13 protein-coding genes are annotated in these 19,798 nt (G+C 52.9%); 6 read left to right on the forward strand and 7 right to left on the reverse strand.

Annotated elements, in window-relative coordinates:
* Window position 1: 1 nt before the first annotated feature.
* The 4 genes from EAW52_RS10375 to EAW52_RS10390 form a co-directional block, all read right to left on the reverse strand.
* The gene (locus EAW52_RS10375; protein ID WP_122042340.1) at window positions 2-1,609 is read right to left on the reverse strand and encodes an MFS transporter; all 1,608 of its coding nucleotides are present in this window, start codon (window positions 1,607-1,609) and stop codon (window positions 2-4) included.
* A 250-nt stretch (window positions 1,610-1,859) separates the two neighbouring features.
* On the reverse strand, window positions 1,860-2,315 hold the full coding sequence (locus EAW52_RS10380; protein WP_010794683.1) for a CBS domain-containing protein: 456 nt from the start codon (window positions 2,313-2,315) through the stop codon (window positions 1,860-1,862).
* A 120-nt stretch (window positions 2,316-2,435) separates the two neighbouring features.
* Complete coding sequence (locus EAW52_RS10385; RefSeq protein ID WP_122042341.1) at window positions 2,436-2,858, reverse strand: GFA family protein; 423 nt, start codon at window positions 2,856-2,858, stop codon at window positions 2,436-2,438.
* A 207-nt stretch (window positions 2,859-3,065) separates the two neighbouring features.
* Window positions 3,066-3,527 carry a multidrug/biocide efflux PACE transporter gene (locus EAW52_RS10390; protein ID WP_122042342.1) on the reverse strand — a complete coding sequence of 154 codons (462 nt, stop codon included), beginning with the start codon at window positions 3,525-3,527 and terminating at the stop codon, window positions 3,066-3,068.
* 88 nt (window positions 3,528-3,615) lie between these two features.
* On the opposite strand from EAW52_RS10390, the gene EAW52_RS10395 reads away from it, so the two are divergent.
* The 4 genes from EAW52_RS10395 (at window position 3,616) to EAW52_RS10410 (ending at window position 8,619) form a co-directional block, all read left to right on the forward strand.
* Window positions 3,616-4,500, forward strand: a complete 885-nt coding sequence (locus EAW52_RS10395; RefSeq protein ID WP_122042343.1) for a LysR family transcriptional regulator — start codon at window positions 3,616-3,618, stop codon at window positions 4,498-4,500.
* A 202-nt stretch (window positions 4,501-4,702) separates the two neighbouring features.
* Window positions 4,703-4,888, forward strand: coding sequence for a hypothetical protein (locus EAW52_RS10400; RefSeq protein WP_019367020.1), 186 nt, complete (start codon window positions 4,703-4,705; stop codon window positions 4,886-4,888).
* A 375-nt stretch (window positions 4,889-5,263) separates the two neighbouring features.
* The gene (locus tag EAW52_RS10405; protein ID WP_122042344.1) at window positions 5,264-6,268 is read left to right on the forward strand and encodes a DUF2167 domain-containing protein; all 1,005 of its coding nucleotides are present in this window, start codon (window positions 5,264-5,266) and stop codon (window positions 6,266-6,268) included.
* Between the two features lie 1,160 nt (window positions 6,269-7,428).
* The gene (locus tag EAW52_RS10410; RefSeq protein ID WP_122042345.1) at window positions 7,429-8,619 is read left to right on the forward strand and encodes a sugar transporter; all 1,191 of its coding nucleotides are present in this window, start codon (window positions 7,429-7,431) and stop codon (window positions 8,617-8,619) included.
* Window positions 8,620-8,665: 46 nt separating this feature from the next.
* Here the strand turns inward: EAW52_RS10410 and EAW52_RS10415 are convergent, their stop codons facing one another.
* Complete coding sequence (locus EAW52_RS10415; RefSeq protein WP_122042346.1) at window positions 8,666-11,074, reverse strand: helicase-related protein; 2,409 nt, start codon at window positions 11,072-11,074, stop codon at window positions 8,666-8,668.
* Window positions 11,075-11,389: 315 nt separating this feature from the next.
* Here EAW52_RS10415 and EAW52_RS10420 point away from each other — a divergent pair, with 315 nt between their 5' ends.
* A complete protein-coding gene (locus EAW52_RS10420) occupies window positions 11,390-11,800 on the forward strand; it encodes a septal ring lytic transglycosylase RlpA family protein (protein WP_122042347.1) in 411 nt (136 codons plus the stop codon).
* Between the two features lie 76 nt (window positions 11,801-11,876).
* On the opposite strand, the gene EAW52_RS10425 is transcribed toward EAW52_RS10420, so the two are convergent.
* Window positions 11,877-13,127, reverse strand: a complete 1,251-nt coding sequence (locus EAW52_RS10425; RefSeq protein WP_122044770.1) for a serine hydrolase — start codon at window positions 13,125-13,127, stop codon at window positions 11,877-11,879.
* Window positions 13,128-13,426: 299 nt separating this feature from the next.
* Here EAW52_RS10425 and EAW52_RS10430 point away from each other — a divergent pair, with 299 nt between their 5' ends.
* A complete protein-coding gene (locus EAW52_RS10430; RefSeq protein ID WP_218567926.1) occupies window positions 13,427-17,293 on the forward strand; it encodes a DUF3427 domain-containing protein in 3,867 nt (1,288 codons plus the stop codon).
* A gap of 1,091 nt (window positions 17,294-18,384) precedes the next feature.
* Here EAW52_RS10430 and EAW52_RS10440 read toward each other — a convergent pair.
* A complete protein-coding gene (locus EAW52_RS10440; RefSeq protein WP_019367027.1) occupies window positions 18,385-19,629 on the reverse strand; it encodes a ribonucleotide-diphosphate reductase subunit beta in 1,245 nt (414 codons plus the stop codon).
* Window positions 19,630-19,798: the final 169 nt, after the last annotated feature.

Here is a 19,798-nt window from a genome sequence, read left to right on the forward strand (position 1 = left end):
CTCACGTAGCAGCGTTATTAGAGGAGTTGGCTTGTGCCCGTTCCGCCTTTCTTCGCCGATAGGACAGGCGCAGGGTATGGAACAGTGACCAGCTCAGAAAGGTGATCGATACGAAGCCGATCAGCCGAAAGACATCGTTGAAGGCCAGCACATGTGCTTCTCGTGTGGCAGCCTGGCTGAGTTGGGAGGTGCCTAGCGCCTGTTGCAGGGTAGGGTCAGTCTGCACCGGGGCATAAACCTGACTTTGAAGCTGCAGGCGCTGCACCACCAGTGGGTCGGTACGGTTGACGTTCTCGATCAGGTGACTGGAATGGTATTTCTCTCGCACCGTCTCGAATGTTCCAAACAGAGCCGGGCCGGCCAATCCACCCAGGCTTTGCGTAAAGGAAAACAGCACGGTAAAGCTGACGATATAGGTCGGACCGTTCTGCAGGGCACGCAAAAAGCCGATCATCATCAGCGGACCTAGGAACATGCCGCTGGCAAAGGCCAGAATACCCTGGCTGACAAACAGGTCCTGCGGGCGTGTCTGGTTTGTCGAGTCGGTATCCATGAAGCTGGCTATACCGATCAATACAATCGAAACCAGAATCTGAGGGATCATCGTTTTCGGGCTGAACACCAGAGCACTGACGGCAATGCCCGCCACGATGCCGACAAGGATCACTGCAAAAAGCGGTTGTAACTGATCGGCTGTAAGCCCCAGGGTTTGCAGCAGACCCACTGCGCCATAATTCTGTTCGGACAGGATAAAGCGCAGCATGATCGCCCCGAAGGCAAAGCGCAGCATCTCGGAGGTGCCAAGCCAGCGAGTCTGGAGCAGGGGATTGCGTCGATGGTGCTCAATGGCGACCGCGATAATGATCAACACCAGAGCGGCTGCCAATGAAAACCCCATCCAAGGCTGCGTCAGCCACCATTGAATGCGCCCCTGTGCCAGGACGGCGGCAATCATGGCAAGGGCAGGACCAAGCAGGGCAAATGTCAGAAAGTCCAGTCGCTCGAACGCCTTGATGCGTATGCCTGGAGGTAGCTTGAGCAGGGTGATGGCGGCGAGTGAGCACAGCGCCATGCCGGCCTCGAAGATATACAGGCGATGCCACTCGCCCAGATCCCTGAGCGCGGGCGACAGCAGCCAAGCCAGAGGCGTTGCCAGCTGGGAGATGCCAACGCCAATGACCAAACCTTTGCCTACCTGAGCCTTCCGAAACGCCTGGAGCATATACAGCGTACCCAGGGTTGTGATCGTCGCACCGGCAAAGCCGCTGGCGGCCCGGACCAGCACCGCCATGGGAAAGTTGTTGGCAAACACATGGGCGATCGTGAATACGGCATACAGCGCCAGCCCGATCTCGGCAAAGCGGCGAAGCCCGTATTGCTGTCGAAACTTCACGAGAATCAGGTTGGCTGACACGTTTACCATCAGAAAGGCCGCAGGCAGCCAGGCACCCTGGGTGGGTGTTAGACCCAGATCACCCTGGATATAAGGAAGGTTCACGCTGATCAGCGCATTACCGAGGCCGCCTGTCAGGCCCAGCAGCACAGACACCAGCGCGTAAGCAAGGCGTACCGGTGGGGCATGCAGTGGCGTAGCCGGAGAGCCCGGCATCGAGGGCCGCTCGTGCGGCTCCCAATTGGGCAGGGGTTCCAGATATTTATCGGGCACAGCAGATAGGCGCCTTATTGAATCCTTGAGAAGTGCCAGTCACTGTTTAATCAATGATGGCAATGGATTCGTCCATAAGGCGCCGCAACAGTTCAGCCTGACGGGCAAGGAAGTCGTGATTACGAAAAAGCCCAACCAGACTTTTAGTCAACGCAGGCCATGCTCAAACGCATGGCCTAGCTGCTCCCTCTGATCATCCGGCCAGTGATGTAGGATATTCACCACGGATGTATTGCTCCAGTTGCAGAATCAGCCCGTCCTGCTCAGCAATCGTTTCCTTCACGATATCGCCAATGGAGAGCAGACCGATCAGCTGATCATTGTCGATCACCGGTAAGTGGCGCAGATGGCGATCCGTCATGAGCGACATGCACTCACGAATGCTCTCCCGAGGCGTCACCGTGATCACAGCACGGGTCATGATTTCCCGAACAGCGGTTCCTATGGAGGAGCGGCCCTGTAATACGCCTTTGCGCGCATAGTCGCGCTCGCTGATGATACCGACCAGCTTACCGTCCTCGGTAACGGGCAGGGCACCCACATTTTTCTCGGCCATGACTTTAAGCGCATCAAGCACCGTAACGTTTGGGGTGATCGTAAACACACCCTGACTTTGCTTGGCTCTAAGGATATCCGCTACCGTCTTCATATCATTCCTCCCTTGCTGGCAAATCAATAGGACGAAAATAACCCGACCTGTCCGGCCGTCACCAAACAACGTAATCCATGGGTACGATTAAAATTTTCAAGCACGAGCATGGCCTATGCCTTACTCAGAGCCGAACTGCGCAATCAGTTCTTCTCCAGTCAGGGTCCGGGTATCGTTGGCAAAGCAGTAGAAAGCTGGTTTTTCTTCTATGAAAACCTGCAGCGCAAATGTCCAGTCATCCGGGTCATCAAACAACCCAACCGGGACGGCATGAAAGTCGCCGTGTTTTAACCGGTAAAACAGGTGAGTACCACATTGGCGACAAAAGCCTCGCTCAGCCCACTCTGATGACTCGTAGACGTGAACATGCTCCTCTCCCGTCAATTGGGGAGGGAGCGTGCTTTCGACCACCATCAGCGGGCCACCGCCCCATCGCCGACATATCGAGCAATGACAAGCGCTGATAGATGTTTTTTCCAGACTGATAGTTACGTGCACCGCGCTGCACAAGCAGCGTCCTTGTCTCTCGACCCGAGCAGCCATAGCCATCCCGCCTTTCGCTGAGTGGAATGAGAAGCGTAGTCGAAAATCGGCGATTAAAAGGAAAAAAGAGGGTAGGGCGACGTTTTGTCTCTATTGGGGGCTTTTCAACGTAGAGTCGTCAGCAGGCTCTCTTTAAGCTCTGCCAAGTATGAAAGGCAGCCCGACTCATTCACCGTGAGGCGTGGCGCCTTTCTATTACTCGGTTCATCACTTTTCGTACGCTGCACCAATGCCCTGGCGACGTACATAACGGGCCCGAAGCGTATCGTAAATCCAGTTGAAGCATACCGAATAAGGCAGGAAAAACAGGATCAGTCCGATATCGAGCACTAGCGCCTGGAGCAGGCTGATTGAAAGCCACCAGGCTGCCAACGGAACCAGCAAGACCACTAAGCCAGCCTCAAAAAGACAGCCGTGAATCAGGCGGACGGCAAAGCTGCGTTTGAATCCCAAGCGGTTCTGCGCACGGTCAAACAAGAAGTTGAAAATCATGTTCCACAACATGGCTATGGTCGAAAACATAAGCGTCAACACGCCGATCTGTGCCATGGGTTTGCCCATAGCCCAGGCAATCACAGGCGCACAGAGGCCTAGGGCAATCAGCTCGAAGGCCAGCGCATGACCTGCCCGCTCCCAGAAACTGCGATCAGGTGATGAGGTAGAAGACATTGAAAAGCTCGCTTAGGGATAAATTTGATGATCTATTATCATCGGTTTAACCAATAACCGAAAATTAGCTAGTATCGCTTAGACCGATATGAATCTTTCAATAGAAGCACTCGAGTCGTTTGTTCATGCCGCATCCAGTGGCTCGTTCAGCGCGGCAGCGAGGGCGCTTGGTAAAAGCCAGTCGACCATCAGTGAAACCATTGCTCGCATTGAAATAGAACTGGACGTTGAGCTCTTTGTTCGTGGCGCTCGCCAGCTGACATTGACCGAGCCTGGGCGCAGCTTGTTGGGGTATGCGCTGGAGACGCTATCGGCGATAGACCGATTGAAACGTCACGCGGCTACCTTGGGCCGCGGGCAGGAAGCCAAGCTGACACTGGTACTGTCGGATACCTACCAGCAGAGCCAATATGAAGCGCGTCTTCACGAATTGGACCAGCGCTATCCTGATCTGGAGTTCGAGTGCTTTTTTGCCGAACAGGCCGATGTGCTGGATCTGGTCAATCAAGGCCGAGCCAACCTGGGGCTACTGGCTGCTCAGCCAGAGTACGGGCCGGATATTGCGCATTCCCGGCTGCCTTACTATTCCTCCTTTGGTCTTTTTGTCAGTCGAGGTCATGCCCTTACCCAGAAAGCGGTAGTTGAACCTCAAGACCTTGCTCACTACCGCATGCTGCGTCTGAGCAGTGTTGTCAGCAGCGATTTGGATGACGCGACCTTGCCTGCACACAGTACGCGATGCTGGTCGACTCCAGACTACCTGCTGTTGCTGGAAATGGCGGCGTTGGGCTTTGGGTGGGCCGCGTTACCCAAGGGGTTGGTCGAGTCCCATGCACAGGGGCGGGTGCATGAGTTGGTCATGAATGGCTGGCCCAAGCAGGTATCGGTGGATGTGGTGTGGTCGCGTAAACAGCCGCTTGGTCCTGCTGCAGCCTGGCTGCTTGAGCGTCTTACACAAACGAATAGATCTTGAAGGATGCGTACTACTCAGGCAGCCGCAAAGAGGAGGGGCATCCAGTAAATCAATCAAAAGAATACAGCGGATCGTAACCTGCCAGTTATCGGCAGAGGGTTCGCTCATCGGCTAAACGAGAACTGTTTGAGGGATGTAATGGACAGAGTAAGTAAGCCGGCTTACGAACTATCCCATTTATAGCCTTCATGAGGGAAAGCCCATGAGCGATCTTGAACTCACTGCACAAATCATCCGCTCGCTGATGAAAGAGCTACGGGCAGCACGTGATCATGACAGTCAGCAACTGATTGTCAGGCAGTTGCATCGTTTGACCGATCATCTGACTACTGAGAATCGTTATGAAATCAGTCGAATCCTGGCCAAGTCAGAGGCTTACGCCGCTTAACCGCACTGTACCGTTTTGTCAGTCGCTTTGTTCGCGCTGAACATGAGCATCGCTAGTACAGCACCACGAGGGTGTGCCTGTCCCCAGGCGGGACGGCCACCTCTCAGCTAGGCACATTTCAGGACCAATCTGGCTGCGCGGTATGGCTCCAGTTCATCAACTCATGACGCATCGTCCAGTCCGGCTTTTAATCGTGCTGGCCCAACCTCTGCTCTTTCAATCGTCTGAGCCTTGAAGCGGTTGTGTCAACCTGTAGCTATCGGCAAGGTTGTGTTTGACCACATGTATCAAAAAATTTCGTTGCGCCGCAGCGTCTTTGTAGGGCTGATGATATGATTGCGTCTGGATAGCACAACATATCTTCATGGAGCTTTTATGCCGATCAAGGAACTGATCCTGGCCAGCCTTTTGGCTGTGGCCGTTATTCCTGCCGCTTATTCTGCCAATCCACAGCCTGAACCCGTCAGCGCCGCGCCTGCTACGTCAAACGCTCAAGAGCTGGCGGTGGATAGGTTCCTCAAGTCGCTGAACTTCAAGACGGGCAAGATCGTCCTGAATGGCAATCTTGCAACGCTTGATTTGCCTAAAGAGTTCGTCTTTCTGAACAGTAAGGATGCCGAGCGTGTACTGGAAGCTTGGGGCAATCCTCCCAGCCAGAACCCGCCCATGGGGATGGTGATGCCTGCCGGCATTTCGCCGTTCGAGCGCGAGTCATGGGGCATGACGGTCTATTACGAAAAAAGCGGCTACGTATCTGATGAGGATGCGGCTGACATCGACTATGCCGACCTGCTGAAGGACATGCAGCAGGATGTTCGCGATGGCAACAAAGCGCGTCAAGAACAAGGGTATGAGCCGCTTGAGCTGGTAGGCTGGGCTGCTGCGCCGCGTTACGACAAGGAAGGCAAAAAGCTCTATTGGGCTCAAGAGCTCAAGCTGGGCAATGATACCGAGCATGGCCTCAACTACGATATCCGCGTACTGGGCCGTAAAGGCGTACTGGTGCTGAGTTTCATCGCTGGTATGGATCAGCTGCCTCAAATCCAGAAAAGCGCACCTGCCGTCCTGGCAATGACCAACTTCAATGAAGGTAACCGTTACGCCGATTTCAATCCTGACATCGACAAAGTGGCAGCTTATGGCATAGGCGCACTGATTGCAGGCAAGGCGGCGGCCAAGTTGGGAATTCTGGCTGGAGCGCTATTACTGTTCAAGAAGCTGTGGATGCTACCCATGCTTCTGATTGGTTGGATATTCAACCGGTTTCGGGGTAAGAAAAAGAGCGAGCCCGTAGCGCCGACTCCGGTCATGAATGAACCTGAGACCCCAGCCAGGACTGTCATGGACATGAACAGCTCCGAGACAGACGACAAGAAGTAACGCTTAACCTATCCGCCGGATCGGATTCCTGGTCTGGCTGTAGCGTGGCTGGCCATCAAGCAGTCAACGCAATTTCCCTGAATCTATTGAATGACCTACCAGCCAGCAGAACATCCTGCTGGCTGAGTATCGCCGCGTATGCAGTCCGGTGAGTCAATGAAAACAAGAAACGTTGCGCCCTGTTTAATGGTCACTTTGTTCTGCTTGATAGGTTGCACCCATACCTTTGAAGCAAAAGGTAAGACGCAGGTCTATGAAGAGGTTTTCCGACAGACTTTGATAATGCGCATAAAAATCGGCTAAGAACAGGCCCTGCTACCATCCTGTTCGGGCCAACGCCCTGGTGGTACACCTCCATAACGATTGACGGCTGGGACTTTTCGTTCAGCGCGAAGGTGTACCGTGATGCCGGTCAGTCATTCACCGTGTCTGGAGAAGAGAGCACGTTACCTTACAATTTGAAGGTGAGTTGGACGCGCCACAACACCCATCTTTTCGAACAGGAAGACCGGGTAGGCTGTACTACTCCAGGCATCTGCTCCCATGAGGTCACTCTACTAGAATGTAAATCCGGCAAATCCTATTCAAGCGGAAGCAAGGGCTATCACAGGCATGAAGATGATGAGCGTTGCGATAAAAAGACCCGTTACGAAACAGGCTTTTATTCCAACTGTCCAGGCATAAGGACCGATTTAAATCGGTATAAGACATCCAACTATACCGTTACGGTCGACTTTATGGATTCGAAGAGACCACAAATAAAGCTAGGCCAGTTCATTGGCGAAACGCAGTATATGGCGGACTCTATCGAAACCCTGCGTGAAGGCCACTGCTCCTTTAGCAAGACAGCCCCGCATTAGAGCGTGTCCGCTAATAAGCTATCGTGAGAACTACATTGAGCCGATGAATCAGGTCTTTTGGAACGCCTGATGATATTGTCGGTCGATGTTACTAAGCGTATCATTTGTGTTACTTAGTTTCCCATCTAAGCTCTGCAGTTCTTCCTGAATAACATATATGCCATACGCGGCCAGTGATGCTGCGGGTTGGTGTGTTGTCGTTTCGGGTCTAGTGGCATTGGATGGCTAAGCTTCAGGCAGGCAGTTCCTAAACTGCCGGACCAAGACTCATCCTGTAAACCAGAAGACTAGATAGTGCTGATGAATACCTCTGTAGATTCACGCGGCGGTGCCTGGCTTGGCGTAATTGCGCTGGCGCTGGCAGCCTTTATCTTCAATACCACTGAATTCGTACCGGTGGCGCTGCTTAGTGACATCGGCAAAACCTTCGAGATGTCACCAGCTCAGGTGGGCATCATGCTGACCATCTATGCCTGGGTCGTGGCGCTCATTTCGCTCCCCATGATGCTGTTCACGCGTAATATCGAGCGGCGGCGGCTGCTGATTCTGGTCTTTGCGGTATTCGTCGCAAGTCATATCCTGTCGGGCTTCGCCTGGAGCTTCACTGTATTGATTGTGAGCCGTATCGGCATCGCCATTGCACATGCGATCTTCTGGTCTATCACGGCGTCACTGGCCGTACGTATCGCTCCTGAAGGCAAGCAGACGCAGGCCTTGAGCCTATTGGCGACCGGTACGTGTCTCGCCATGGTCTTGGGTATTCCGCTAGGCCGTGTGTTGGGAGAAACCCTGGGATGGCGGGCGACCTTTGTGGCGATTGCGGTCTTTGCCACCGGTATAGTGATCTGGCTGGCCAGGGCATTACCGTTGCTGCCAAGCCATAACTCCGGTTCCCTGAGCAGCTTGCCCGTGCTCTTCAAGCGTCCTGCCTTGGTCTGTATCTATATCCTGACAGTGCTCGTGGTAACAGCCCATTTCACAGGTTATAGCTACATCGAGCCCTTCGCTCAGGAGATCGCCCATCTGAGTGGAAACATGACAACGGTTCTGCTGCTCCTGTTTGGTGGCGCTGGTGTCATAGGCTCCGTCCTGTTCAGCCGGTACAGCATCATGTATCCCAATGGCTTTCTGATCTCGGCTATCGCGGGTATCACTATTTCTCTGCTGGTACTGCTGCCGTTCGCCCAGCATGCCTATCTCCTGGGCGGATTGAGTGTTGTCTGGGGCGTTGCCATCATGTGTTTTGGTCTTGCCTTGCAGGCCAAAGTGCTGGCGTTGGCCAAGGATGCCACCGATGTGGCGATGGCTCTGTTCTCAGGTATTTATAACATTGGGATCGGCGGAGGGGCCTTGATGGGAAGCGTCGTAGGGACACAACTCGGGCTCACCCAAATCGGTGTCGTAGGCGGTCTGCTGGCATTTGCCGGTTTGGCGTTCTGCTACATCATGACACTCAAGTTTTCCAAGCAGCTCAACGCCAATCCGCTATAAGCCAAATGATGTGCCGAGGTGCCTGCTGGCTCTCGGCACATCACTGCTAACGGCTACGCGCCGAGCGAGGCGCGCGTTTTTTTTCTGCTTCTCCCTGCTTTTCACGTCCACTTTGATTCCCTCGTCCCAGGCTTGAACGACGAGGGCGTTTGCGCCTGGAAAGCTCACGTGTAATGGCTTCGTTCAGCAAGGTGCGGTGCTCTTCACCACGCTCGATGTCCGGGAAATATTCCGGCAATGTACGTGCAAGGTGCAGGTAGGTCTCCACGATATGCAGCGAGCTTTCCAGCGTTGCAAGATCTGATTCGAGAATCAGGCGTGGCAGCTCAATGACCTTTTCCTGGGCAACCTTTTTCAGCCAGTGTTGTGCAAAGCTGCTGGCAGGGCTTTCCAGGCCTCCCCGGATAGGGGTACAGGCGAAAATCCAGCGTAGCCAGAGGGGAATGCGTGGATCATCGATTGCCTTGATCCAGTCAGCCAGCTCATCGGGCAATACAGATACAAACGCATCGCCATAATTGATGTTTCGGTTGAACGTCAGCCACGCTCTGAGTAGGCTGGGTTCATTCATCAGCTCGGAAATGGCTTTCAGGTGATCGATAGAAGGCCGCACCTGAAACTGAGACAGGTCTACTGGCTTGTCGGGGCTGTTGAACAACCGTTTGATGGACTTGAGTACGTGTGGCTCCAAGGCAGTGATAACGCCTTCGTCATGATGGCCAAAACGCCCGGCGCGCCCGCCAATCTGCTTGACCTCCTGCACGTTGAGCTGCCGCACCTGAATGCCGTCAAACTTTTCATCCGTGTAAAAGCACAGGGTATGGGCCGGTAGGTTAAGGCCCATGCCCACCGCATCGGTTGCTACCATGATGTCTGCTTCACCTTCGCGAAACCGGCGTGCCTGTTCGCGCCGTACCTCTGGAGACAAGGCACCGTAAACCACAGAAACCGTTTTGCCTGTCATCTCCAGCATTGCCTTGAGATCCAGCACCGTACGACGGCTGAAAGCCACCAGCATCGATCCGGGCTCCAGGTTCTTCAGGCTGGTGGAGTGTCTCGAAACCTCGACAGGGGAGAGCCGCTTGGTGCGCTTGATGATCAGACGGTCTTCGCACAAGTCGCATAGCGTTTTCAGTGACGGCTCGATCAGCGGTGGCCCAGTCATGATCAACTCAGGCGTATAGGCGCTGACGAGCGCGTCTACCCAGGCCCAGCCTCGCTGCGAATCGGCCATCATCTGCACTTCATCCACCACGACCACATCCCAGCGCTTCTGGCGAAAGCGTGCAAACTCCTCAACCGTGCAGCAAAAATGCGTCGCACCTTCCCGGATAATTTCTTCTTCACCGGTTACAAGCGAGCAAGGAATGCCCATGGACTCGATGCGCTCCTGATTTTCCAGGGCCATCAGGCGCAGCGGTGAAAGGTAGATACCGTGGGTAACCGAAGTCATCGCTTCTATGGACTGGTGCGTTTTGCCACTGTTGGTAGGGCCGAGCAGGGCAATCCACTTACGCGTTAATTGGCGAGCCGGATACAGCTTGTGATAATGCAAAAAGCGCGGATCGTTCTGCAGGAGCGTAGCGAAGGCCATTTTCTCCTTGTAGTTACGCAACGTACTACGAATCGTCTTGCGCAGCCGACCGGTGTCCTGCATGAACAGTTCTGTCAATCGATGCTGACCCAGTTGCAGCAGGTCAAAGTCGCCAGCTTCTTCAAGGACCATATTGAACTTGGCCAGAACTTCCTGCCGGTCTTCATCCTTCAGGGTCAGGACTTCTTCCTCGCTGAGAATATGGCCTTGGTTTGCCGGTATCCGGCGCTGTATATCCAATGCCAGATCGCCGTGGCGCAACTCAACTACAAAGCGCAGCTCATGGCGAACCTCATTGATGATCTCGACCGCATGTTCCAGAAAGTCATCAATACGTGAAAGCTCCGGCCGTAGCCGCTCAAGCACTTCCAGTCGATCGTCTTCGCTCATCTCCCTGAACGGGCGCTCCAGGATGCGTAGCCGCTCCTGCACATAATGCTCCATAGCTTGCCGAGCCTGATCCTCGAATGCCTCATGAGAATCACTGTCTTCCAGGCGTAACGTCCACTCTGGCTCGATCAAGAGCTGTACTGAACCCAACGAGACGATCTTTTCAGCGCCAAAAATATCAATAAGGCACCTATAGTCGCTGCTGTCGCGTAACAAGATACGCCCTAGCAACCGCTCTGGATCAGGCTCATCCATAGTCGCCTCGATGGTGCCGGCATCTAGCCCTAACCAGAAACCCTTAGCGGCACGACCCAGGTTGGGAATGGCATACCCAATATAGGGCTTGTACCACTCTTCCTGATGATGCTTCTTGGGAATGAAATCGGGATACCGCCCGGTTGCCCACTCAATAAACCGCTTGAGACGTTCAAGGCGGAGCGCTTTACGCTGTCTATAGTCACCTTTAGGCATTGCAGGGACTTCCCGAAAATCAGTGAGTTATGACGTTAGGACAAGATTGTGCGGTCTTTGGTCGTTTCATGCGACTGATGGAAGGCTGAGAAAGAGAGCAAGCAACTGAGCAGCCCATCACAAATGTGATGTTAGGGTGCCATCTTCAAGAACGGTTCAGCTATCGCTGCGCTCAAACCTTTGTAGCAGTAAGACCTGATCCAGCCAGTGCTTTTGCTTTCCAAAAACTAAGGGTTGCCTGAATAGATGCACGCCGCGATTGGATAACCAGGCGCAGCATTTACAGGCAGACCAATAATAAAGAAGGGTTCAAGCATGCTTATCGATTCAAAACGTTTGCTGCTGTTCTTCTGTCTGCTGGTGGGTTGCGTGGCCTGCCAGGATAAAAAAGCGGAGGCCGTTCCAATCAAGGAGGCGAAGCAAGCGCCCAAGCCATTCGAACAGAAGGGCAAAGCTTCATACTACTCCCAGAAGTTTCATGGCAGAGAAACGGCCAGCGGTGAGACATTCAATAACAATACGCTGGTTGCTGCCCATAAAACGCTTCCTCTGGGTTCCAAGGTGCGTGTCACCAACCTGGAAAACAACAAACAGGTGGTGGTGCGGATTACCGACCGGGGCCCCTTTATCCGTGGCCGTATTATCGACTTGTCTCGTGCGGCGGCTAAGCGGGTCGATCTTGTAGAAGACGGCACAGGACCAGTCAAGATCGAGCGAATTGATTAAAACCCAGAGATGTAGGACCTAGGGCATTTGCTCAAAGAAAGCTTTAAGCAAACGCCCTCAAAACTGTATTCAAATGTCAGCGCAGCGCTTTAATTGCAGCGCCCAAGAATGCATAGGTCTCCATTTCCTGCTTATCCATTTCGGGTTTAGGCCAAGCGCTCCACACCACGGCAACGACACCTTCCTTACGGTTGATATACAGGAACTGCCCAAAGATCCCTTGTGCCTCGAACGCTCCGCCCTCATGGCCGGGCAGGGCGTTGGTGCCTACAGGGAATGTCCACCATTGATAACCATAACCCAAGGGATACTCGCCCTCGTATAGCTTTCCGGGAGCCAGATAGGATGCTGGGTCTACACGAGTCGCCTGATCAATCCAGCCCGCCGGCAGGATACGCTCACCGTTAATCACACCATCATTGAGAATGAACTGCCCAAAACGACCATAATCCCTCAAGGTAGCCGAGAAGCCGCTGCTGCCGATTTCCTGGCCTGCTCTTGCGTCGAGCTGCCAAAAGGCGTCGCGCTCCATACCCATACGCGCCCAGATACGCTCGGAGAGATAGTCGCTTGTGGTCATGCCTGTCGCGGCGTGCACCAATTCACTCTGAAGGTGCGACTCACCGGTGCTGTACTTGAAGGTTGTACCGGGCGCCGAAGCACGCTTGAGTCCTGACAATTGCTTTAACAATTCGCCGGGCTTATTAGCGAGCTGAAGCTCAAACATTCGACGCCGATCCGACTTGGGATCACGATAGGTTTCGTTCCAGGCAGCCCCTGAACTCATCTGCAATACCTGCTCTATCGTCACGTTGTCATAGGCGCCATCCGATAGTTGTGGCAGATAACGTGCAATAGGCTCCTTCACACTCTTGATTCGCCCCTGTTGTACCGCCGCTCCAACAAGGGAAGAGGAGATGGATTTCACTACGCTGAATGACGTCCAGCGCGTCTCTTCCGTATTTCCCAAGCCGTACCGCTCAAGAACGATTTTGCCGTTCTTGATGATCAACAACCCACCCACGTGATTGCGTTGCATGAACTCATCAACACCCAGCGTGCCATTATCTGTTTGGTAGCGCACATTGATCTGGTGCTGACGTGGCAGCGGATAAACTGCCGGACCGCGGTGTACCTCGCGCGTGAAGAAGAGCTGATCCATATGCCGATACGTTCCGGGCTGGTAAGCCGGCGGTAAATCATAAAGATCCTGAGCGCGCCCGATTAGCTCGGGTTTAGACGTTTGAGTATCGGCCTGTGGCGTAGAGCAGCCTGCCATAAAAAGGGCAAGAAGGGAGAGGGCGGCAGTCTTTGGAATAATTGTCATGACTAGTCTCGCAATCAGCATGGATTAGGTCCGCGTAAAGCATAGCGGTTGTAGCTGCTTGCTAAGAACTGACCACAAGCGGGGCGGTTCCTGAGAAAGGATGACCAAAGCCGTAGGATAGGTTGAGCGGAGCGATATCCATCTCCGTTAAACAGGACCATCCTCGTATAATTGATTAAGTAAGTTTTAGATGCGACGCAGGGTGATATGCCGGAGGAACATAGCACTCGGATCTATAACTTCACCTGCTATTGTTAGGGCCGATATCTGAATTGGGCCGCTTGCACAGAGGCGTAACGTTGAACAGTACGTACGATTATTACCAGAAACATGCTGCACAGTTTTTCGCTGAAACCGCCGAAGTCGATATGCATGAGTTACACATGCAATTTCTCGCCCGAATCCCGGCTGGTGGTTACATACTCGATGCTGGCTGTGGCTCTGGACGAGATGCCAAAGCCTTCATGCAACTGGGCTACCAAGTGTCGGCTTTTGATGCCTCGCCGGTGTTAGCGGACCTCGCTAGCAATTATTTAGGGCAACCGGTACAGGTGCTTCGCTTCTCTCAGTTCAGTGAATTCCAGGTTTATGACGGCATCTGGGCTTGCGCCAGCTTATTGCATGTTCCACAGATAAAGATGCCCAAAGTGCTAGCCAGTCTCTGGCGGGGACTGAAACCGGGCGGAACCTTCTACTGTAGTTTCAAACTTGGACGGGGCGAGCGGGAGCAGGGTGGACGACGCTTTACAGATGCTGACGAGGAACAACTACGTGAGTGGCTGGCTACTGTGGACGATGTTGCTGACATCAAGATCTGGCATACCTGCGATCAGCGCCCTGGTCGTGATGAGCAATGGATAAACCTGTTGGCTTGCCGCGCTGAGGCACCTAGGCAGCGCCTAGTAACAGGCGGCCAAGACCATTTTCTGCCGCACTTGCTCGCCGCTATCAATAGTGCAAGAAAGATCGATATGGCCGTTGCGTTCGTCATGACGGGCGGGCTGGATCTGCTGATCGATGACCTGCACGTCAAGCTTCAACCCGCAGGTGAGCACGAGGCGGCGTTTATGCCTGCGCGTGTACGTATCCTTACCAGTGATTACTTTGATGTAACGGATGTGGAGGCCCTGCGTCGATTGATGCTGCTGCAGGACGCTGGTGCCGAAGTGCGCGTTTATGAATGCAAAGGACCGCACAGCTTCCATTTGAAGGCATACCTATTCGTGACGCAGGACGACCCGAATAACATGCACGGTCAGGCTTTTATTGGCTCTAGCAACATCAGCCGTAAGGCATTACGTGATGGCCTAGAGTGGAACTATCGCATCGACTATCCTGGCGATAATGGATTTCTCGAAGCCTGTGACCGCTTCGAAACGTTATTCGCTGATCCACGTTCTAAGCCGCTAACGCACGCCTGGATTGATGCTTATGAGGCGCGGCGCAAGAAGCCGCCTACTCTAGCGCCCATCGGCGTGGAAGAGGAGATCAAGCCACCTCCTACCCCAACATCAATACAAAATGAGGCGTTGGCCGCGCTCGATAAAACCCGTGCAGAAGGCTATCAGCGCGGATTAGTCGTTCTTGCGACCGGTTTAGGCAAAACCTGGCTTGCTGCGTTCGACGCCAGGCAGTTCGGCGCTAAACGTGTGTTGTTTGTAGCACATCGAGAGGAAATCCTGCACCAAGCGGCCGAAACCTTCGTACGTATTCGCCCTGGTTTACGTGTGGGTTACTACATGGGCCGGCAGCGGGATGTGGAAGTCGAGGTGCTTTGCGCATCGATCCAGACGCTAGGACGTAACGAGCACCTGCAGCGCTTCTCGCCGCGCCATTTCGATTACATCGTAGTGGATGAATTTCACCACGCCGCCGCGCCTACTTACCGGCATTTGCTCAACCATTTCTTACCGGCCTTTTTGCTCGGCCTCACCGCCACTCCAGATCGCACCGATTGTTCAGACATACTCTCGTTATGCGATGACAACTTGGTTTTCCAGACGGATTTATTCCATGGTATCCAGGCGCGCTTGCTCGTGCCGTTCCGCTACTACGGTATCTTCGATGAAGACGTGGACTATCAGTCCATACCTTGGCGCAATGGGCGTTTCGATCCTGAACAACTGGCTAGCCGGCTTGCTACGCTCGGACGGGCCCGTCACGCTTTACGCACGTGGCGTCAGTATGCGCAGAAACGCACGCTGGCCTTCTGCATCTCCATTCTCCATGCCGAGTTCATGGCCAAGCAGTTTCGCAAGGCGGGCATTCAAGCTGCTGCTGTATACGCTGGTTCAGAGATCGCCCGAGGAGAGGCCTTAGAGCAACTCAGCGATGGTCGTTTGGCAGTAATTTTTTCGGTCGATCTTTTCAACGAAGGCGTCGACTTGCCTGCTATCGACACTGTCATGATGCTAAGGCCAACCGAGTCTAAGATTCTCTTTCTCCAGCAACTAGGTCGAGGATTGCGTCGGGCCGAAAGTAAAGACCATTTGGTGGTGCTGGACTTCATCGGCAACCACCAGAGCTTTTTACATAAACCACAGGCGCTTATGGGGCGGAGTATGACCCATCGGCAGTTAGCCGATTATGCTCGTGCGGCCCAGTCGCAACAGCTGGAACTGCCCGAAGGCTGCTTTGTAAACTATGACTTGCAGCTGATCGACTTCCTCAAGTCGCTGGATGGTGACGGTATTCAAGGTCACTACCTGGCCTTGCGCGAAAGCCTCAATCGCCGACCAACGCTTACTGAGTTCTATCGCGCGGGTGCCAGTCTGCAACAGATGCGCAAGCAGTACGGCAATTGGTTTGCACTAGTAGCAGCCCAAGGCGACCTAGACAGCAAGCAACTTGTAATGGTCGAGACGCATAAGGTCTTCCTGCGTGAGCTGGAGACCACGCCGATGACTAAAAGCTTCAAGATGATCCTGTTGGAAGCTTTCCAAGAGCTGGATGGCTGGCAGCTACCGCCTACCGAGGCAGACCTGGCCGAACGTTCCTGGACGGTACTGCAGCGCCGCCGCACGTTCTTGAGCGACTTGCCTGCAGAATTGGCTAGGCTTGCTAACGGTAGCGATCACGCATGGTTGCGCTATTGGCAAGCCAACCCCATCAATGCCTGGATCGGTGGTAACAAAAGTAAAGCTGATGCTTTTTTTAAATTAGATGAGGGCCGTTTTCAGCCACGCTTTAGCGTTATGCCTGATGATCGAGAAACCTTTACCGATCTGCTACAGGAGGTGCTCGACTATCGCTTGGCACAATACACGGCTCGCCAGTCTGGAGTGTTAGCACCTGTCATCCCACTGCGAAAGGAAGAGCCAAGCGGCACTGAGTTGCCATTTTTCCCTAATCTGAAAATTGCATGCGGCCATTTCAAAACGGGTCATGCCGATAGCGAAGAGTATCGTCTTATTGGTGAAGGCTTCGGCCATCTAGACCCGACCCGGCACTTCATCGCCCGCGCGTCTGGTAATTCTATGAATGGTGGGAAGCGACCCATCCTCGATGGGGATTATCTGTTGCTGGAACACATGGACTCAAAGTCAGCAGGCAGCATCACTGGCTCAACTTTGGCTATCGAGCGCCAGGACGGGACCGGTGACAACCAGTACCTCTTGCGTGTGATCCTCAAGGAAAAGGACGGCAGCTATACATTACGCGCTAACAACCCTGATTATGCTGATATATCGGTAACGGAAGAACTGCGTGAACAATTGCGTACATTCGCTCGGCTTAAAGCAGTGCTAGATCCGTTGGAAATGGCGATGGGTCAGCGTTTTTTGCGCGAGGATATTCCTGCATTGTTTGGTGTTGCGTTCAACCCAGGCAACTGGAATGTTGGCCACGTCGTGCTACCTGAACAGAAGGCTCACATATTGCTCGTAACGCTGAATAAGCAGGGCAAAGCCGAGGAGCATAAATACCTGGATCATTGGGTCGATCAGCACACTTTTCATTGGCAAAGCCAGAACGCGACCACGCCTCAAAGCAAGAAAGGCAAGGAGCTAATTGAGCATGAGCGACTGGGAATCGATATCCATCTTTTTGTGCGGGAGCATAAGCTGGAGGCTGGAAAAGCGGCACCTTTTATTTATTACGGGAAGGTGAGGTACCTGAGGCATGAGGGGAGTGGGCCGATGAGTATGGTGTTTAACGTAACCAAATAAGCGCAATTTTATACAAAAATAAAGATGATTTCCGGTTAACTGTAGCTCAAATAAGCTAGTCCCGTATAGATGAACTAACTACAAACTAGTTAGTTTATCGTTTAAATTAATGCGGTGTTTTCCGCATGCAGCGTTTCAGTATTTTTTAATCTTTGCGTCTAGTGATATTGTTTGGAGATGCTATGTTTAAAAAGATATTCGATAGCGCTGTTTTCCTTGCTTTGACTACGGCATTTTTTTATTGCGTGGGCACAGCCAGGATACTACTCAGTATTTAGGCTAGACCCGGATGTCTTGGATATAGGGTTTCATAATGTTTTATACACAGGTCTTTTAAATTCATTTGGTATTGTTTTTAAATTTATTACTGTGGTTTCCCTAATTTCCTTCGTTTGGTCGCATGTAGTTTTGCCTAGCTATATAGATCATTTGCGTAAAGGGTATAAATCTCGTCGTAGGTATGTTTTCTGGAAAAGAAAGATACTTGGAAAAAGAGAGGATGTGGCGATAGAGCAAAAGTCAAAAAAGATAACAGGGAAATTTTTTTTGCTGTGATCGCTATGATCGTGTTTATCTCCTTTTTGGCGGCTGTTGAAAGAAACGGAGAAGAAAAGGCTAGAAATATACTCAGTGAAGGACAAAAAGATTCGAGACGACTCATTACGTTAACGGGTGAATCAGGAAAGTTAATCTTTTTGGCTTGCGGCTCTCGTAACTATGCTGCACTAGATGAAAATACTAAAGCAGTCCGGTACTTTAGTCAGGGAAAAGGTTTTCTTATCCCCTTTAAATTTCTCTATTAAAATTCTTGGATATTAGCTGTCGGCTCATTGAGAAACATTGCTTTATTGTAGAAAGATATCGATTCGTAGGGAGGCAAGCGTTATAGCCTATACAATGAGATGCTCGAGTTTTGCTGTCCCGGCCATTTTTAAATGGCCTCTGTTAAACGAAAAATTAATATTTTAAACAGCGGAAAAGAGCTTAATGATCAGTTTTAATAAAAAGCCCCGCAATAGGCGGGGCTTTTTATTAGCTTGCTTCTAACACCCATAGCGGTGTAAGACCAATTTTACTGGAGCAAGAGGTTGTCAATCCCAGCTCAAAGCCCCGCCAGTCTGATACTCAATTACCCGCGTCTCGAAGAAGTTCTTCTCTTTCTTCAAGTCCATGATTTCGCTCATCCACGGGAAGGGGTTAGTGGTACCTGGGTATTCTTCCTTCAGACCGATCTGGGTCAAACGACGGTTGGCGATGAACTTCAGGTAGTCTTCCATCATGGCTGCGTTCATACCCAGTACGCCGCGGGGCATGGTATCGCGCGCGTATTCGATCTCGAGCTGCGTGCCCTGGAGAATCATCTGGGTGGCTTCGTCCTTCATCTGGGCATCCCACAGGTGCGGGTTCTCGATCTTGATCTGGTTAATCATGTCAATGCCAAAGTTCAGGTGCATGGACTCGTCACGCAGGATGTATTGGAACTGTTCGGCAGTACCGGTCATCTTATTGCGACGGCCCATGGAAAGGATCTGGGTGAAACCGCAGTAGAAGAAGATACCTTCCAGTACACAGTAGTACGCGATCAGGTTCTTGAGGAACTGACGATCCGTCTCGGGTGTGCCGGTCTTGAATTCCGGATCGGAGATAGAGCGGGTGTACTTGAGTCCCCAGGACGCTTTTTTCGCGACTGACGGAATCTCGTGGTACATGTTGAAGATTTCGCCTTCGTCCATGCCCAGGGATTCAATGCAGTACTGGTACGCATGAGTGTGGATCGCTTCTTCAAATGCCTGGCGCAGGATGTACTGGCGGCACTCGGGGTTGGTGATGAGGCGGTACACGGCCAGCACCAGGTTGTTAGCAACCAGGGAGTCGGCAGTGGAGAAGAAACCCAGGTTACGCTTCACGATACGGCGCTCGTCCTCGGAGAGACCGTCAGCGCTCTTCCACAGAGCGATGTCCCCAGTCATGTTGACTTCCTGCGGCATCCAGTGGTTGGCGCAGCCGTCCAGGTACTTCTGCCAGGCCCAGTCGTACTTGAAGGGTACGAGCTGGTTCAAGTCGGCGCGGGCATTGATCATTTGCTTGTCGCCTACCTGTACACGGGCAGCGGAGCCTTCCAGATCATCCAGGCCTTCTTGAATGTCGAGATCGTTCAGTGCGGCCTTGGCGCGGGCTACGGCGTCAGAGTCGGCGGCATCTACGGCGCGTGCTTCGTTGGCAGCAGCACCGCCTACGCTATCCAGTTTTTCCAGCGGCATGTCGCCGTCCTGCTGTGCAGTGGCAGGGGTGGCGGTTGCTTCTTCGTCTTTGTCGAATTCGTCCCAGCTCAGCATGGTGTGTTCTCCTGCTTGAGGACCGGCACTCGGCCAGTCGGTAAAATCTAGATGTCTTTTAGAGTGCACATGGGGCACGGTGTTTGATCGGACGTCACACGTTTAAGCAGCGGATGACCGCACTATGTGGTTACGCCCCAATCATGCCTGCTCTGCCAAGGTGAGCCCC

It is taken from the genome of Pseudomonas sp. LTJR-52, from assembly GCF_003691465.1.
Classification (GTDB): Bacteria; Pseudomonadota; Gammaproteobacteria; order Pseudomonadales; family Pseudomonadaceae; genus Chryseomonas; species Chryseomonas luteola.

Bases quoted from the DNA above. Each gene is read 5' to 3' on its own strand.
- EAW52_RS10375 (WP_122042340.1), bottom strand. From the start codon at position 1,609: ATGCCGGGCTCTCCGGCTACGCCACTGCATGCCCCACCGGTACGCCTT.
- EAW52_RS10380 (WP_010794683.1), bottom strand. From the start codon at position 2,315: ATGAAGACGGTAGCGGATATCCTTAGAGCCAAGCAAAGTCAGGGTGTG.
- EAW52_RS10385 (WP_122042341.1), bottom strand. From the start codon at position 2,858: ATGGCTGCTCGGGTCGAGAGACAAGGACGCTGCTTGTGCAGCGCGGTG.
- EAW52_RS10390 (WP_122042342.1), bottom strand. From the start codon at position 3,527: ATGTCTTCTACCTCATCACCTGATCGCAGTTTCTGGGAGCGGGCAGGT.
- EAW52_RS10395 (WP_122042343.1), top strand. From the start codon at position 3,616: ATGAATCTTTCAATAGAAGCACTCGAGTCGTTTGTTCATGCCGCATCC.
- EAW52_RS10400 (WP_019367020.1), top strand. From the start codon at position 4,703: ATGAGCGATCTTGAACTCACTGCACAAATCATCCGCTCGCTGATGAAA.
- EAW52_RS10405 (WP_122042344.1), top strand. From the start codon at position 5,264: ATGCCGATCAAGGAACTGATCCTGGCCAGCCTTTTGGCTGTGGCCGTT.
- EAW52_RS10410 (WP_122042345.1), top strand. From the start codon at position 7,429: ATGAATACCTCTGTAGATTCACGCGGCGGTGCCTGGCTTGGCGTAATT.
- EAW52_RS10415 (WP_122042346.1), bottom strand. From the start codon at position 11,074: ATGCCTAAAGGTGACTATAGACAGCGTAAAGCGCTCCGCCTTGAACGT.
- EAW52_RS10420 (WP_122042347.1), top strand. From the start codon at position 11,390: ATGCTTATCGATTCAAAACGTTTGCTGCTGTTCTTCTGTCTGCTGGTG.
- EAW52_RS10425 (WP_122044770.1), bottom strand. From the start codon at position 13,127: ATGACAATTATTCCAAAGACTGCCGCCCTCTCCCTTCTTGCCCTTTTT.
- EAW52_RS10440 (WP_019367027.1), bottom strand. From the start codon at position 19,629: ATGCTGAGCTGGGACGAATTCGACAAAGACGAAGAAGCAACCGCCACC.